13 protein-coding genes are annotated in these 15402 nt (G+C 64.0%); 7 read left to right on the top strand and 6 right to left on the bottom strand.

Annotation, left to right across the window (positions count from 1 at the left end; translation table 11 throughout):
- The first annotated feature begins 301 nt into the window (after nt 1-301).
- Complete coding sequence (locus AB0T83_RS16840; RefSeq protein ID WP_366194389.1) at nt 302-604, top strand: hypothetical protein; 303 nt, start codon at nt 302-304, stop codon at nt 602-604.
- A 1-nt stretch (nt 605) separates the two neighbouring features.
- Here the strand turns inward: AB0T83_RS16840 and AB0T83_RS16835 are convergent, their stop codons facing one another.
- Nucleotides 606-3050 (bottom strand): hypothetical protein, encoded by a 2445-nt coding sequence (locus AB0T83_RS16835; protein ID WP_366194388.1) that lies wholly within the window; start codon nt 3048-3050, stop codon nt 606-608.
- A 112-nt stretch (nt 3051-3162) separates the two neighbouring features.
- Entirely contained in the window at nt 3163-4788 is a 1626-nt protein-coding gene (locus AB0T83_RS16830) for an ABC transporter ATP-binding protein (RefSeq protein WP_366194387.1), read from the bottom strand.
- Between the two features lie 26 nt (nt 4789-4814).
- Between AB0T83_RS16830 and AB0T83_RS16825 the strand changes: the two genes are divergently transcribed.
- Nucleotides 4815-5228 (top strand): DUF1810 domain-containing protein, encoded by a 414-nt coding sequence (locus AB0T83_RS16825; protein ID WP_366194386.1) that lies wholly within the window; start codon nt 4815-4817, stop codon nt 5226-5228.
- Nucleotides 5229-5230: 2 nt separating this feature from the next.
- Here the strand turns inward: AB0T83_RS16825 and AB0T83_RS16820 are convergent, their stop codons facing one another.
- The 3 genes from AB0T83_RS16820 to AB0T83_RS16810 all read right to left on the bottom strand — a co-directional run bounded on the left by AB0T83_RS16820 (nt 5231) and on the right by AB0T83_RS16810 (nt 9070).
- Complete coding sequence (locus AB0T83_RS16820; protein WP_366194385.1) at nt 5231-6349, bottom strand: ABC transporter permease; 1119 nt, start codon at nt 6347-6349, stop codon at nt 5231-5233.
- A 155-nt stretch (nt 6350-6504) separates the two neighbouring features.
- Complete coding sequence (oppB, locus tag AB0T83_RS16815) at nt 6505-7428, bottom strand: oligopeptide ABC transporter permease OppB (protein WP_366194384.1); 924 nt, start codon at nt 7426-7428, stop codon at nt 6505-6507.
- 58 nt (nt 7429-7486) lie between these two features.
- On the bottom strand, nt 7487-9070 hold the full coding sequence (locus AB0T83_RS16810) for a peptide ABC transporter substrate-binding protein (protein ID WP_366194383.1): 1584 nt from the start codon (nt 9068-9070) through the stop codon (nt 7487-7489).
- Between the two features lie 217 nt (nt 9071-9287).
- Here AB0T83_RS16810 and AB0T83_RS16805 point away from each other — a divergent pair, with 217 nt between their 5' ends.
- From AB0T83_RS16805 to AB0T83_RS16785, 5 genes are all read left to right on the top strand, one after another.
- Nucleotides 9288-9941: a Crp/Fnr family transcriptional regulator gene (locus tag AB0T83_RS16805; protein WP_366194382.1), complete on the top strand. Its 654-nt coding sequence runs from the start codon at nt 9288-9290 to the stop codon at nt 9939-9941.
- 113 nt (nt 9942-10054) lie between these two features.
- Complete coding sequence (locus tag AB0T83_RS16800) at nt 10055-10255, top strand: YgaP family membrane protein (protein ID WP_366194381.1); 201 nt, start codon at nt 10055-10057, stop codon at nt 10253-10255.
- Between the two features lie 148 nt (nt 10256-10403).
- Nucleotides 10404-11288, top strand: a complete 885-nt coding sequence (locus AB0T83_RS16795; RefSeq protein ID WP_366194380.1) for an MBL fold metallo-hydrolase — start codon at nt 10404-10406, stop codon at nt 11286-11288.
- Nucleotides 11289-11372: 84 nt separating this feature from the next.
- The gene (locus AB0T83_RS16790) at nt 11373-13046 is read left to right on the top strand and encodes a bifunctional protein tyrosine phosphatase family protein/NAD(P)/FAD-dependent oxidoreductase (RefSeq protein WP_366194379.1); all 1674 of its coding nucleotides are present in this window, start codon (nt 11373-11375) and stop codon (nt 13044-13046) included.
- A gap of 76 nt (nt 13047-13122) precedes the next feature.
- The gene (locus AB0T83_RS16785) at nt 13123-14898 is read left to right on the top strand and encodes a SulP family inorganic anion transporter (protein ID WP_366194378.1); all 1776 of its coding nucleotides are present in this window, start codon (nt 13123-13125) and stop codon (nt 14896-14898) included.
- Nucleotides 14899-14938: 40 nt separating this feature from the next.
- Here AB0T83_RS16785 and AB0T83_RS16780 read toward each other — a convergent pair whose 3' ends face one another.
- Nucleotides 14939-15382 carry an RrF2 family transcriptional regulator gene (locus AB0T83_RS16780; protein WP_366194377.1) on the bottom strand — a complete coding sequence of 148 codons (444 nt, stop codon included), beginning with the start codon at nt 15380-15382 and terminating at the stop codon, nt 14939-14941.
- Between the last annotated feature and the right edge of the window lie 20 nt (nt 15383-15402).

Raw genomic sequence — 15402 nt, 5'->3', positions numbered from 1 at the left:
TTCAAGGACAATACGCGGATGTTCTACGGCGACGCCAAGAAAAGCCTCGACGACCTGCTCACCCGCATCGCCTGACACAAAACACCCCAGGCCCCGGACAGAAACCCGGGGCCTGAGAGCAAAAAAAACCACCCCTCGAAGGGGGGCACAGACAAACGTCCCGGCACCTGTCGGGGCGTTTTCTTGCCCAGCGTTAGGGTTCTTTCCGCAAGGGGCGGACAATCGCTTGACGATCGCCTATATTGGGTCAAGAGCAGCGTATCGGGAAAACCCCGGACCATAGATTCTGGAGCAGAAACGCATGTCCCGCCCCATTCTGGCCCTGGCCGGCCTTGTCGTCCTTGCCGTCGGTACCTTCACCCTCGTCAGCGAGGAACGTGCTGGCAGCAGCGTGGCACCGCTTGCCATGGAAACCGCCTCGACGGCCGGGCTTGTGCCGCAGGCAGCCCCCGCAACCCCGGTTCGTGACGGGTATTCAAAGGACCGGCTGTCGCAATCCTATGGCACCGTGTGCGAAACCCCGCGCGGCGAATGCACGGTCTCGCCCAAGCCGATCAACGGGTTTTGCACCTGCAACGGCGCACCGGGCAAGATCATTCGCTAGATCAGTCGTCTTCCAGCACGCAGGCATCGACACGCGGATTGTGCGCAATCCGCACCGATTGCTTGTCGCGCCCCTCGCTGGTCCAGACTTCCAGCAGGCGCTTGACCCGCGCCGGATCGTCTCCGATCGCCACGGGCAGCCCTTCGAAATGGGCCAGGATCCCGCGCATGTCGGGCATCACCTCGATCCGGTTGGCCTTGATCCCGTCCAGCGTCACCACGGTGGAGCGCCACAGCCGTTCGCCCGAAATGGCGATGGTCAGATCACCGCTTTCCCGCACCCCGTAGCAGATCTGCAGCCGGGACGTTTTGATCCGGGGACCGCTGACAAGGCTGGTCGAGAACACCACGCCATCCAGGGCCGGGTAGTCGGGCGGCAACTTCAGGGTCACCGTGCGTTTTTCAAAACTGGGCATCAGCGCCGAAATACGCTCGTCAAGGGTCGCCGTGTTGTAGGTTTCGCGATTCAGCGGCACCCGGTCGATGTCGAGGAAGCCTTTCCAGATTTCCAGTTCCAACTCGTCCAGATAGGCGGGCACCGACACCAGTACCAGTTGCGAGGCGATCATCGGCTTCTTGATGCCTTCCTTGACGATGGACCAGCCGAAATCGAAGATTTTGGAGGCGTCTTCCAGATCGCCGCGCCGGCCTTCGCCCGAGGCGAAATTGATCAGGCTGGGGCGGGCCTCGACGCTGCGGTTCTGCTCCTGCAGCCCGAAGGACAGGGCGGCACCCAGGTTGGGCAGGCCGCTCAACCCGCCGGTCAATGCCTGTCGTTCGCCGGTTTCGCTGACCACGCCACTGACGTCGCCGCGCGGGAAGGCGGCATAGGTATAGCTTTCCACCTGCGTCATGCGCTTGAGGAAGCTGAAGGCCCCAAGCCGGAAATACAGGGCCTCGCCGGAAAAGCAGCGGCTTTCCCATTCGTCCGGCGCGGTGCTTCCGATGAAGAACCACGGCTCGTTCGGGGCGAAATTGAGAAAGCACAATTGGGCCGGAGCCTCGTCGTCCTGGGTGACATTGGCCGCCATATCCGTCAGCGCGTTCAGGGTCGGGGTGTCGAGCGCCGCACCCACCGCATCGCGCGCCTCGCGGGATTCCTCGCGGAATTGGGCCCAGACCGAGGAGGTTCCCGACAGACAGCGGTCGGTCTGGCAATCGACCGGGCGCCAGCCCGACCCAAGGAAGATCTGTTCGTCTTCGGGGGCCAGTGCCTGATTGACGAAGACCAGCGGCACTTCCAGCCCGTCCAGCGTCAAATCCACCGAGGCGCCGCAGATCTCGGGCGCGGAATCGGGCCGCGCGGTGACGCGCACTTCAAACATCCGTCCCCAGGGGTCTGGCAGCTGAAACCGGTTTGCGATGCCGATGCGGCTTTCCAGGAATTCGGCGACGGTGGGATCGTTGTCATTTGTGGTCTGCAGCAGGCAATAGCCCGAGGCCTCGTCCTCCATCAGGCTGAGATAGCTGTCGCCCAATGTTATCTCGCGGCGTGGCATCCGCAGCACGAAGTAGAGCGATTCATCCACCGCTGCGGTTTCGCCGAAGGCCTGCCGCAACCCCCATTTCCCCGCCGCCGACAGTGTGCCGTTCTGATTGCACAGCGGGCGGTTGAGTTCGATGGCGATTTCCTCGCGCGGGCGCTGGCACAGAACCGCCTCATCGCCCTTGTGCTCGTTCAACCGCTGTTCGACGCTGTCGCGCCAGGAGTCGAAATGGGTGTCGAGACGGTCAAGGATGTTCAGATCGGCGCGATCCTGCTCCGCCATGCGGGTTTCTTTCTCGGGATCGTAGACGCGGCCGAAATGCTGGGCCAGTTCCGCCGGGGGCCGTGTGAGGAATTCCAGCGGGTTCGACGACATGCGCACGATCACCGTGGGGCTGAGCGTCGCCTTGGTGCCGGGCAGGACGGCGGTATCGAACTTCAGGCCAAAGACGGTGTTGCCTGACAGGTCGTGCCGGTCATCCAGCGAGTTCTCCAGGATCAACTGCCGGATCTTGTCGCGCGCCGCCGATTGCAGTTCGAACTTGGCGCCGAAGGGGATCTCGTCCGTCTCGGGGATGTTGATGGTGACCTGATTGGGCGTGGCCGCCGCGTCGGGCGCTGCCGCCGTCCCGCCGGGCGCCGCATTGAGATTGATGTTGGCGTTGGTTTCCAGAATCCGGCTGACGCGCTGGTCGATGAAACTGCTGCCGTTGGCATCGATTTCGTCCAGCTTGCCGCGCAACCAGGCATCCTGCCGGTAGCGATCGTTGACCAGCCGCTGCCGGGTATAGACCTCGGGGCTTTCCACGAAGATCAGCCCGGACTTGCCGCGCGCATCATTGATGGTAGAGCGGACACGCTCGATCCCGTCCACGAGGAAGGGAAACGCCAGGGTGAACATCCAGTAGAGCAGGAGGGTATAGGCCAGTACCCCCGGCAGGATCAGAAGTTTACGCCACATGGCGCGAGGGTGACATGGTTAACAGTCTGTTGTCGAGGGAATTTACCCACCGGCAAGGTCTGGAATACGCGAGGCGATCCGCTTCGGCGGCGGCGTCTGCCAGAGCCGCGTCTCAGGCCCGCGCCCGCTCTGCCAGAACCGATCTCAGATCGAAGGCGGCGCGCATCAGGCGGCGGGTATAGTCGGTTTGCGGGGCGTCAAAGATCTGCGCGGTGGGCCCGGCCTCCACCACGTCTCCATCCTTCATCACCATCACCCGATCCGATAGCGCCTGCACCACCGACAGATCGTGGCTGATGAAGATGTAGCTCATGCCATAGCGCGCTTGCAGGTCGCGAAGCAGGGCGATGATCGACTTCTGGACCGAACGGTCCAGCGCCGAGGTCGGCTCGTCCAGCACGATCAGGGTCGGATGCAGCACCAGCGCGCGGGCGATGGCGATGCGTTGCCGCTGGCCGCCCGAGAATTCATGCGGGAAGCGGTTGCGCACCGACGGGTCCAGTTCGACCTCGGTCAGCGCCTGCTTGGCGCGCGCATCCCGTTCCTTGGCCGAGATTGACGGCGCGTGTACCAGCAGCCCCTCGGTGATGATCTCGCCGACGGTCATCCGCGGGCTGAGCGAGCCGTAGGGATCCTGAAACACCATCTGCAGGGTCTTGCGATAGGGGCGCATCTGCGCCCGGTCGAGACCGGAAATATCATCGCCCATGAACACCACGCGGCCTTCGCCGGGCAGGAGCTGCAGCAGGCAGCGGCCAAGGGTGGATTTGCCCGACCCGCTTTCCCCCACAATGCCCAGGGTTTCCCCCGTGCGCAGGCTGAGCGAGACGCCCTTGACGGCGGCGACGCCGGGGCTGGCCTTGCCCCACCAGTTGCGGTTGCCGCCAAAGGTGATGCCCACGTCTTCGGCGGACAGGATGGTTTCGGCGCTGTCGTCCACCGGGGCCTTGCGGCCCTCGGGTTCGGCGGCCAGAAGCATCCTTGTGTACTCCTCGCGCGGGGCCGAGAAGATTTGGGCGGCAGTGCCGTGTTCGACCACCTGACCGGCCCGCATCACATAGACCCGGTTCGCGAAGGCCTCGACGATGCCCAGATCATGGGTGATGAACAGGATCGCCATGCCCAGCTTTTCCTGAAGCTCGGCCAGCAGCCCCAGGATCTCGGCCTGAATTGTCACATCCAGTGCCGTTGTGGGCTCATCCGCGATCAGCAGGTCGGGGTTGTTGGCCAGCGCCATGGCAATCATCACCCGCTGCCGCTGTCCGCCGGACAATTCATGCGGATAGGCCTTCAGCCGTTCCTTCGCACGCGGGATCTGCACCAGTTCCAGCAACTCCAGCGTGCGGGCCGAGGCCGCCCGCCGCGACAGGCCGCCGTGCACCATCAGCGGTTCGCTGATCTGACGTTCGATGGTGTAGAGCGGATCGAGCGAGGTCATCGGTTCCTGAAAGATCATGGTGACATGCTTGCCCCGGATCCTGTTCAGCTGCCGCTTGCTTTTGCCGATCAGGTTTTCACCATGATAGCGCGCAGCCCCCGTGGCATGGCCGTTCGAAGCCAGAAGCCCCATGGCCGCCACCATCACCTGGCTCTTGCCCGAGCCGCTTTCGCCCACCACCGCCACGGTTTCGCCACGGGCGATGGACATGGAGACACCGCGCACCGCTTCGACCATGCCGTCCGGCGTATCAAAGCTGACATGGATGTCGTCGATTTCCAGAATGTTGGCTTGGGTCATGAGGCAATTCCGCTAGGATGTCGGGTATGGAGCCGCAGCGATTTCTCGATGCGCAGGCCCCGGTCTGGGACCAGGTGCTGCGCGAATTGTCCGCCGGGCGAAAGCAGGGCCACTGGATGTGGTTTGTCTTTCCGCAACTCGTCGGACTTGGCATCAGCGCGACTGCGCAGCGATACGCGCTGGAAGACGCCGCGGCGGCCCGGGCCTATGCTGCGCATCCGGTGCTGGGCCCGCGCTTGCGGGCAGCGCTGGCCGCCGCGATGCGGGCCGGAACACGCGATCCCGTGGCGATCTTCGGCACGGTCGACGCGATGAAGCTGCGCTCCTGCCTGACACTGTTTTCCGAAGCGGCCGCCGCCCCGGATGCCTTCCGCGCCGGCATTGCGCATTTCTACAAAGGCCAGCCCGACCCGCGCACCTTGGCTTTGCTGCGCCCCTGACATCAGCGATCCTTCGGGTCGAGTGCATCGCGCAACCCGTCGCCCAGGAAGTTCAGGGCAAACAGCAGCACTGTCAGGGTCAGCGATGGCCACAACAGCATGTAAGGCGCACCGCGCATGTCCTTGGCCCCTTCTGAGATCAACACACCCAGTGAAGTCAGCGGCTCCTGCACCCCCAGTCCCAGGAACGACAGGAAACTTTCCAGCAGGATCACCTTGGGCACCAGAAGCGTCATGTAGATGATCACCGGCCCCAGCGTGTTGGGAATGATGTGACGCCGCAGGATGCCGCCGGCCCCCACACCCAAGGCATCCGCCGCCTGCACGAACTCGCGTTGTCGCAGCGAGATCGTCTGTCCGCGCACGATCCGCGCCATGTCCAGCCATTCCACCAGACCCACGGCGACGAACATCAAGACCACGTTGCGCCCGAAGAACACCACCAGCAGGATCACGAAGAAGATAAAGGGCAGGGAATAGAGGATATCCACCACCCGCATCATCATCGCATCGATCCGCCCGCCCAGATAACCCGCCGCCGCGCCATAGGCGACACCGACCAGCAGCGAAACGCCGGTGGCCAGTGCGCCGATGAACATGGAAATGCGCACCGAGATCAGAACCCGCGACAGCAGGTCCCGGCCATTGGCATCGGTGCCGAAGAAGAAGTGATAGCGCGCCACATCCGCCTCGATCACCGCCGAGGTGCCGTCGGGCGACATCTCGACCACCCGCGCGTTCGAAAACAAGTTCGAGCGATCCACATAGCGCGTCACCCGTGGATCGATCTCGCGGCGCGACGTGGCGGTGACGCGCAGCGTGTTGCCCTCGACCGATATCTCCTCGGGCGCCAGGCGGGCGCGGGTCAGAACCCGCTCGGCCACCGGAACCACGGTGTCCACGCGCGGATAGGCCTTCAGGCTGGCGGGCACCTTGACGAATTCCGGGTAGACCTTGGAATAGTCATGCGGCGCCACCATCGGCCCAAAGATCCCGGCCAGCAAAAGGAAGACCAGGATCCAGATCGAGGCCATGGCGGCATGGTTCTTGCGCAGCCGCAACCACGCCGTCGCCCAAAGCGAGCGGCTGGGAGCGGAGATGTTCATGGTGGTGTCAGCCATGCGGGCCTCCTGTCATGCGGCGGCCCATATGGCACTGTCGGGATTGAGTATTATTACCAAGAAAAAGCATCTGGGCAAATGCGGACCCGTGCACTCTTTTTCTTGGCGGAAATACTCCCGCCGGAGGCGGCGAACGGTGGGCCACAGGCGCGCGATCAATCATAACGGACTCGCGGGTCAAGAGCGGCATAGAGAATGTCCACGATCAGGTTGAAAAGCACCACGAAGACGGCCACGATGATGACCGTGCCCATGACAAGCGTGTAGTCGCGGTTCAACGCGCCGGTGACGAAATACCGGCCGATGCCGGGCAGCCCGAATATCTGTTCAATCACGATGGAGCCGGTCAGCAGCGCCGCCGCCGCCGGACCCAGGTAACTGACCGCAGGCAGGCAGGCGGCGCGCAGGGCGTGGGTGACGACGATCATACGGGTGGGCAGGCCGTAGGCGCGCGCAGTGCGCACGTGGTCGGAGCGCAGCGCCTCGATCATCGCGCCGCGGATCAGGCGCGCCACCACCGCCACTTGTGGCAGCGCCAGGGCGATCACGGGCAGGACGAGGTTCGGGGCCGCGCCGTTGTTCCAGCCGCCCGCCGGCAGCCAACTGAGCCAGACGCCGAAGATCAGCGCCAGCAGGGGGGCCAGCACGAAGTTGGGCACCGTGATGCCGAAGGTGGCGGTGGCGATCACCGCGTAGTCGATCCAGGTGTTCTGACGCAGCGCCGCGATGCAGCCCAGCACGCCGCCCATCACCAGCGCCAGCAGCAGCGCCAGTGCGCCCAGCTTCATGGAGACCGGCAGACCCGCGGCCAGAAGCTCGGCCACGGTGAAGTCGCGATAGATGAACGACGGCCCCATGTCGCCGCGCATCAGGTTGCCGAGATAATAGAAGAACTGTTCGTAGAGCGGCTTGTCGAGATGGAAGACCCGGTTGAGGTTTTCCATCACCGTCGGCTCCAGCGTGCGTTCCCGGTCGAAGGGGCCGCCCGGGGCCACGCGCATCAGGAAGAAAGACCCGGTGATGATCAGCAGCAGGGTCGGGATCGCCCCCAGCAGCCGGCGCAGGACATATCTGAACATGACATCGCTTCCCGTCGGACCCCGGCCGGAACGCATCCGGCCGGGAGGATTTCAGGGATTACTCGGAAATCGAGATGAAGCGCGAGCCATGCACATCCTGGATGTTCGGCTCCCAGCCCTGCAGCTTGTCGGAGACCAGGTTCATCGAGGAGTAGTAGAGCAGCGGCATCTGCGGAAGGTCGCGCAGGAACAGCTCCTCGGCTTCGGCCAGGATCGCGGCGCGTTCTTCCAGATCGACGGTGCCCGCGGCCTTGTCCAGCAGCGCGTCATACTCCGGGTTGTTGTAGTTGCCGTAGTTGAAGCCGGGGTTGTCGGCACGGTTCAGGAACAGGAAGTTCTGCGGATCGGAATAGTCGCCGATCCAGCCCGCGCGGGCCACGTCATGGTTCTTTTCGTCGCGCAACATGGCGTAATGGGCCGAGATGTCGCGCACGTTATAGGCCACCGAAACCCCCAGCGGTTCCCACATGGAGGCGATGGCGGTCGCCGTGTTCTTGTGGTTTTCCGAGGCGTTGTAGCTGATCTCGATCTCGATGGGGTTGTCGGGGCCATAGCCGGCTTCGGCCAGCAGCGCGAGGGCGGCGTCTTCGCGATCCAGCATCGGCAGATCGGCGTAATCCAGCATCGGCGGCTCGTCGACGTAGTTGGAAATGCCCGGCGGCACCAGGCTGTAGGCCGGCAGCATCGCGCCGCCCCAGATTTCCTCGGCCAGGAATTCGCGGTCGATGACCATGCTCAGGGCCTGGCGCACGCGCACGTCACTGATCGGATCGCGGGCGGTGTTCAGCCCGTAATAATAGGTGCCCAGATAGGGCGTCACCACCACCTGATCGCCCAAACGCGAGGTCAGGTCGGGCAGTTGTTCGGTGGCAATGTCATCGCAGGATTGCACTTCGGCGGCTTCGAAGCGGCGGGCGCAGTTGGCGCGATCCTCGAACGGCAGGTAGTGCACGGAGTCCAGCGCCACGTTGTCGGCATCGTGGAAGTTCGGGTTCTTGGTCAGCACGATCTTGTCGTTCGGGGTGAAGCTTTCCAGCGTGAAAGCGCCGTTGGACACCATGATGCCGGGCTGCACGAAGTCCTTGCCATGGGCCTCGACCGTGCCGGGATGCAGCGGCAGGCCGGTCTGATGGGTCAGCAGTTCCAGAAAATAGGGCGTCGCCTGTGCAAGGGTGATTTCCAGCGTGTGATCGTCCAGCGCCTTGACGCCCAACTCTCCGCCTTCGCCCTTGTTGATGCCTTCGGCGCCGGCGATCGGGTAAAGGATGTTGGCGTATTTCGCGCCCGTGGCCGGGTCCATGATGCGGTTCAGCGAGAACACGAAATCGCCCGCGGTCACCGGGTCGCCGTTCGACCATTTGGCATTATCGCGCAGATTGAAGGTATAGACGGTGCCGTCGTCATTGACCTCCCAGCTTTCGGCGACGCCGGGCACGACCTTTGCCTTGTTGTCATAGATCACCAGCCCCTCGTAGAGATCGCGCATGATATGCGCCTCGACGGTGGTCGAGGTCTTGTGCTGGTCCAGCGTCTCGGGATCGCCGCTGTTGCCGCGCATGTAGGTGGCGGCCTGCGCAGCACCAAGGCTTGTGGCCAGCAATGTCGTGGCCAGAAGGCCCGCACGGAGGCTGTGGAGGGTCATGGGATCGTTCCTTCCTGTTGCGTGTCGTTGACTCGCGGTCTGTGCCGCTGTGTCGCAATTGAGTGAGATTTCGGTCGCGCGGTCAATGATGGCGTATGATTACCTTGGCGTCACCTGTCATCATCCGGCAAACATTCGCGGAACGGGCCGGGCGCGGTACTTGCCAAGGCCGTCGCCGGGGCGCTAGGTCGAAAGCCAAGGCTGAACGAGGTGCTTCATGTCCTGGGTTGACAATTTTCCCGGCCTCTCGCGGCTGGATCCCGACCTGCGCCGCCGTCTGGATCGTGACGGCAAGGTTCTGAAAGTGCCCGCCGGACAGGTCATCTTCGGCCCCGGCAGCAGCGCCGACAACTTCCTGGTGCTGATCTCGGGCACCGTGCGGGTGCAGCACCTGTCCGACAGCGGCCGCCAGATCGTTCTGTACCGCATCAACGCTGGGGAAAGCTGCGTCATGACCACCGCCTGCCTGATGGCCCATGATGCCTATTCTGCCGAGGGCATCACCGAATCCGCGATCGAGGCCGTGGCCATCCCGCGCGCCACTTTCGACGATCTGGTGGCGCGGTCGCCGGACTTCCGCAGCTTTGTGTTCGAAGCCTATTCCCGGCGCATCGCCGACCTGTTCCTTGTGATCGAGGAGGTGGCCTTTCAGCGGATCGACATCCGTCTGGCGCAGAAACTGCTGGATCTGGCAGGGCAGGGCGACCGTGTGCGCGCCACCCATCAGCAGTTGGCCGGCGAATTGGGCACCGCGCGCGAAGTGGTGTCGCGGCAGTTGCAGGAGTTTCGCCGCCGTGATTGGATCACCCTGTCTCGGGGCGAGATCGGCTTGTCGGATGTGCCCGCGATCCGGGCGCTGGCCGAGGCCTGACCCACGGCGCGGCACATCGCCTGCAAATATTCGCAGGTCTTGGTGACAAGGTCACAGACCGCGCCCCGCCCATCCGGTAATCTCGGGCCAGAATGTAACCTGGAGAGAACGCCATGACTGCCAATGTTGGAAAAATCGACCGAATCCTGCGCGCCGTGATCGGCGTGATCCTGCTTCTTGTGGCGCTGACCGGCGCCGTGTCGGGCGGGCTGTTCTGGCTGGCACTCGTGGTCGGTGCCGTGATGCTGGCCACCTCGGCCATGAAATTCTGCCCCGCCTATCGACTGTTGGGCAAGAGTACCTGCAATATGTGACCATCCTGTCTGCATCCGGCGCAATGTCGCAGGGCTTTTGCGGTGGCTGCAAACACATATATAAAACTATATACGAATGCCGTGGTGCTTGCGTCGGTCCGGTTCCCCCCTGATCCGCCCGCGCAAGCACCCGCAGTCAGGAGGACACATGGCACACTATCCCATCGACCCATCCGTCACACCGCTGGTGAAGGGCTTTTTCGACGAAGCCACCAACACCATCACCTACGTCGTCAGGGATCCCGGCTCGGACAGCTGCGCCATCGTGGATTCCGTGATGGACATCGACTATGCCGCCGGGCGGATCACCTATGACAACGCCGACGCGGTCATTGCCTATGTGCAGGACAACGGGCTGAAGCTGGAATGGCTGCTGGAAACCCATGTGCACGCCGACCATCTGTCGGCCGCGCCCTACATCCAGGAAAAGCTGGGCGGCAAGATCGGCATCGGTGAGAAGATCACCGTGGTGCAGGACACCTTCGGCAAGGTCTTCAACGAAGGCACCGAATTCCAGCGCGACGGCTCGCAGTTCGACGCGCTGTTCACCGATGGTGACACCTACAAGATCGGCGGCATGACCGGCTTTACCATGCACACGCCGGGCCACACACCCGCCTGCATGGTGCATGTGATCGGCGATGCGGCCTTCGTGGGCGACACGCTGTTCATGCCCGATGGCGGCTCTGCACGGGCCGATTTCCCCGGCGGTGACGCGGGCGAGCTGTACGACTCGATCCAGAAGGTGCTGGCGCTGCCCGATGAAACCCGGCTGTTCATGTGCCACGACTACGGCCCCAACGGTCGCGACATCCAGTGGGAAACCACGGTGGCCGAGGAAAAGGCGCACAACATCCACGTCGGTGGCAGCAAGTCCAAGGACGAATTCGTCAAGTTCCGCACCGAGCGCGACGCGCAGCTTGCCATGCCGAAGCTCATCATCCCGTCGTTGCAGGTCAACATGCGGGCCGGTGAGATTCCCGAGGACAAGGACGGACGTCCGATGCTGAAAGTGCCGATCAACGGCCTCTGATCCGGCCCGCGCGGAGCGTGAGCCTCCGCGCCCCCGGCCCGGCGCATGGCGACCGGGCCGCCCCCTTACAGGAGACGCTTTCCCATGGACCCCAAATCCATCTCGCCCGAGCTGTCCGTCAGCCCGCAGATCACCCCTGCCGACATTCCGGCGCTGGCCGAACAGGGCTTCCGGTCGATTGTCTGCAACCGCCCCGATGGCGAGGGCATGGACCAGCCGACCTTTGAAGAGATCGAAGCCGCCGCCAAGGTCGCCGGGATCGAGGCGCGCTACCTGCCCATCGAACAGGGCAAGGTAACGGATGCGGATGCCGCCGAATTCGGCAAGCTGCTGACCTGGCTGCCGGGGCCAACGCTGGCCTATTGCCGTTCGGGCACGCGGTCGGCGACCCTGTGGTCGCTCAGCGTCGCGAAGACCAAGCCGACTTCGGACATTCTGGCGGCGACCAAGGCCGCGGGCTATGACATGGGCGGTGTGGTGCGGCGCATTGTGAACGGCGGCACGACTCCGCTGGATCAGGGCGACGCCAGCTTTGACATCGTGATCATCGGCGGTGGCGCGGCGGGCATCTCGGTCGCGGCCAGCCTTCAGGCGCGCCAGACAGGTGCCGAGATCGCCATCATCGATCCCGCCGACATCCATTATTACCAGCCCGGCTGGACCATGGTCGGCGGCGGCATCTTCGATGCCAAGACCACGGCGCGGACCATGGGCTCGCTGATCCCCAAGGGCGTGCACTGGATCAAGGCCGCCCTGGCCGCCTTCGAACCGCAGCACAATGCCGTCATCCTCGACGGTTGCCGGGTGGTGAAATACGGCCGCCTTGTGGTCTGCCCCGGCATCAAGCTGGACTGGCATGGGGTCGAGGGGCTGGTGGACACGCTGGGCAAGAACGCGGTCACCTCGAACTATCGTTACGATCTTGCGCCCTACACCTGGAAACTGGTGCAGGAATTGAAATCGGGCCGGGCGCTGTTCACCCAGCCACCGATGCCGATCAAATGCGCCGGTGCGCCGCAGAAGGCCATGTATCTGTCCGCCGACCACTGGTTCCGATCCGGTGTGCTGAAAGACATCAAGATCGGCTTCCACAACGCCGGCGGCGTGCTGTTCGGGGTCAAGGACTACGTTCCCGCGCTGATGGAGTATGTCGAGAAGTACGATGCCCGGTTGAATTTCTTCAACAATCTGGTGGCGGTCGATGGCCCGGCGAAGAAGGCCTGGTTCGACGTGGCCAAACCGGACGCCCCGGTGGAACGGGTCGAGGTGGCGTTCGACATGATGCATGTCTGCCCGCCGCAGACCGCGCCGGATTTCATTCGCGTCTCGCCGCTGGCCGATGCCGCCGGATGGGTGGATGTGGATCAGGCCACCCTGCGCCACAAGACCTATGACAACATCTGGTCGCTGGGCGACGTGATGAACGCCCCCAATGCCAAGACCGCCGCCGCCGCGCGCAAGCAGGCGCCGGTTGTGGCCGAGAACATCGTGGCGGACATCACCGGCAAAAGCCCGGTGGCGCAATACGACGGTTACGGCTCCTGCCCGTTGACGGTGGAGCGCGGCAAGATCGTGCTGGCCGAGTTCGGCTATGGCGGCACCCTGAAACCCAGCTTCCCCAAATGGCTGGTCGATGGCACCAAGCCGACCCGTACCGCATGGCTGCTTAAGGAACAGATCCTGCCGCCGGTCTATTGGCTGGCGATGCTGCGCGGCAAGGAATGGATGGCCAAGCCCGAGGCTGTCGCCGCCAACTGACCGGCGCCCCATCGCCCTCTGGCGGAGATCCTGAACCGGGCCTCCGCACCCCCTTCCTGTGATTGGATGTCTTGCCATGTCCCAGCGCGCTTCGCTTTCGTCCCGTCTCGGCCGTGCCATGCCGATCCTCGACTGGGGCCGCAGCTATACCCGTGACACGCTGACCAGCGACATGGTGGCGGCGGTGATCGTGACGATCATGCTGATCCCGCAGTCGCTGGCCTACGCGCTGCTGGCAGGGCTGCCGCCCGAGATGGGGCTCTATGCCTCGATCCTGCCGCTGATGGCCTATGCCATCTTCGGCACCTCGCGGGCGCTGTCGGTGGGGCCGGTGGCGGTGGCCTCGCTGATGACGGCGGCGGCGGTGGGCAACCTGGCGCTGCAGGGGACGGCGGAATACATCGCGGCGGCCATCGTGCTGGCCTTCCTGTCGGGCCTGATCCTGCTGGTCATGGGCGTGCTGCGGCTGGGGTTTCTGGCCAACTTCCTCAGCCACCCGGTGATTGCCGGCTTCATCACCGCCAGCGGCATCCTGATCGCGGCCAGCCAGATGAAACACATCCTGGGGGTGCAGGCCTCGGGCCACAACCTGATCGAGATCCTGCACGCGCTGGTCATCCAGATCCCCAACTTCAGCCTCTGGACCCTGCTGATCGGCGGCGGTTCCATGGCCTTCCTGTTCTGGGTGCGCAAGGGGCTGAAACCGGCGCTGCTGTCGCTGGGGCTGGCACCGCGCCTGGCGGACATCCTTGCCAAGGCCGGGCCTGTTGCAGCGGTGGCGGTGACAACCGGGGTCGTGGCGCTGTTCGGTCTGAACGAGGCCGGCGTGGCCATCGTCGGCGAGGTGCCCAGCGGGCTGCCGCCCCTGACCGTGCCGCAGTTCGACGCCGACGTCTGGAGCAGCCTGTTCGTCTCGGCCTTGCTGATCTCGGTCATCGGCTTCGTCGAATCCGTCTCGGTTGCGCAGACGCTGGCGGCCAAGCGCCGTCAGCGCATCGTACCGGATCAGGAGTTGATCGGACTGGGCGCGTCGAACATCGCCTCGGCGATCTCGGGCGGCTATCCGGTGACCGGCGGGTTTTCCCGGTCGGTGGTGAACTTCGACGCGGGTGCGGAAACTCCGGCGGCGGGGGCCTTCACGGCCATTGGCATCGCGGTTGCGGCGCTGTTCCTGACGCCGCTGATCTTCTTTCTGCCCAAGGCGACACTGGCGGCAACCATCGTCGTGGCGGTGCTGTCGCTGGTGGACCTGTCGATCCTGAAACGCACATGGATCTATTCACGCGCCGATTTCACCGCCGTTGCGGCGACCATCGTGCTGACGCTGGGCTTCGGGGTCGAGATCGGGGTGCTGACCGGGGTGATCCTGTCCATCGCGCTGCACCTCTACAAGACATCGCGCCCGCATATCGCCGAGGTGGGGCTGGTGCCGGGCACCGAGCATTTCCGCAACATCCTGCGCCACAAGGTTCTGACCGATCCACGCGTGCTGACCATCCGCATCGACGAAAGCCTCTATTTCGCCAATGCGCGCTATCTTGAGGACTATGTGCTGGATCGCGTGGTCGGCGACAACGCGCTGCGCCATGTCATCATCATGTGCTCGGCAGTGAACGAGATCGACATGAGTGCGCTGGAAAGCCTTGAAGCGATCAACCATCGGCTCGACAGCATGGGCATTCGCCTGCATCTGTCCGAGGTCAAGGGTCCGGTCATGGATCGCCTGCAACGCAGCGATTTCCTTGAGGACCTGACCGGCAAGGTCTTCCTGTCGCAACACGGCGCGGTGGAGGAGGTGGTCGCCTTGTGCGACACCCCGACCGAGGCCGCGCAGGCCACCGCGGCCCAGTAAACGGGGCCGCGGGATATGTCAGATCAAAGGTTGGGCCGGGTCAGGCCGCCGAACCGACGCTCAGCAGATCGCACAACTCGGTGTTGTCTTGGGTCAGCTCGGCCAAGGTGACCTTGTCGAGCGTCGCGTAGAATGCATTCAACGCCCGGCAGAATGCCCCGCGCAAACGGCAGCAACCGGCCAGTGGGCAGGTGTTGTCGGCCCCGGCAAAGCATTCGGCGAAGGGCACGTCGCTTTCCAGAAGCCGGCAGATCTCGCCCACCGTGATGCTTTCGGGCGACCGCGCCAGTTGCACGCCGCCGTTGCGGCCGCGGGTGGTGGCGATAAAGCCCGATTGCCCGAGAAGGTTGATGACCAGTCCCAAGTGGTTGAGCGAGGCGTTGCACGCCTCGGCAATCTCGGCCTTTCGGACGATCCTTCCCGGATTGACGGCGCAGAACATCAAGGCCCGCATCGCAAGATTCGTGCGTGTTGTCAGGCGCATCTCTGGATCTCCCTCAGGAA

It is taken from the genome of Meridianimarinicoccus marinus (assembly GCF_040689105.1).
Classification (GTDB): Bacteria; Pseudomonadota; Alphaproteobacteria; order Rhodobacterales; family Rhodobacteraceae; genus Meridianimarinicoccus; species Meridianimarinicoccus marinus.
Note: the sequence above shows the minus strand (reverse complement) of the source record. Positions and strands in the feature narration are given on the sequence as shown.

Bases quoted from the DNA above. Each gene is read 5' to 3' on its own strand.
- AB0T83_RS16840 (WP_366194389.1), top strand. From the start codon at position 302: ATGTCCCGCCCCATTCTGGCCCTGGCCGGCCTTGTCGTCCTTGCCGTC.
- AB0T83_RS16835 (WP_366194388.1), bottom strand. From the start codon at position 3,050: ATGTGGCGTAAACTTCTGATCCTGCCGGGGGTACTGGCCTATACCCTC.
- AB0T83_RS16830 (WP_366194387.1), bottom strand. From the start codon at position 4,788: ATGACCCAAGCCAACATTCTGGAAATCGACGACATCCATGTCAGCTTT.
- AB0T83_RS16825 (WP_366194386.1), top strand. From the start codon at position 4,815: ATGGAGCCGCAGCGATTTCTCGATGCGCAGGCCCCGGTCTGGGACCAG.
- AB0T83_RS16820 (WP_366194385.1), bottom strand. From the start codon at position 6,349: ATGGCTGACACCACCATGAACATCTCCGCTCCCAGCCGCTCGCTTTGG.
- oppB (WP_366194384.1), bottom strand. From the start codon at position 7,428: ATGTTCAGATATGTCCTGCGCCGGCTGCTGGGGGCGATCCCGACCCTG.
- AB0T83_RS16810 (WP_366194383.1), bottom strand. From the start codon at position 9,070: ATGACCCTCCACAGCCTCCGTGCGGGCCTTCTGGCCACGACATTGCTG.
- AB0T83_RS16805 (WP_366194382.1), top strand. From the start codon at position 9,288: ATGTCCTGGGTTGACAATTTTCCCGGCCTCTCGCGGCTGGATCCCGAC.
- AB0T83_RS16800 (WP_366194381.1), top strand. From the start codon at position 10,055: ATGACTGCCAATGTTGGAAAAATCGACCGAATCCTGCGCGCCGTGATC.
- AB0T83_RS16795 (WP_366194380.1), top strand. From the start codon at position 10,404: ATGGCACACTATCCCATCGACCCATCCGTCACACCGCTGGTGAAGGGC.
- AB0T83_RS16790 (WP_366194379.1), top strand. From the start codon at position 11,373: ATGGACCCCAAATCCATCTCGCCCGAGCTGTCCGTCAGCCCGCAGATC.
- AB0T83_RS16785 (WP_366194378.1), top strand. From the start codon at position 13,123: ATGTCCCAGCGCGCTTCGCTTTCGTCCCGTCTCGGCCGTGCCATGCCG.
- AB0T83_RS16780 (WP_366194377.1), bottom strand. From the start codon at position 15,382: ATGCGCCTGACAACACGCACGAATCTTGCGATGCGGGCCTTGATGTTC.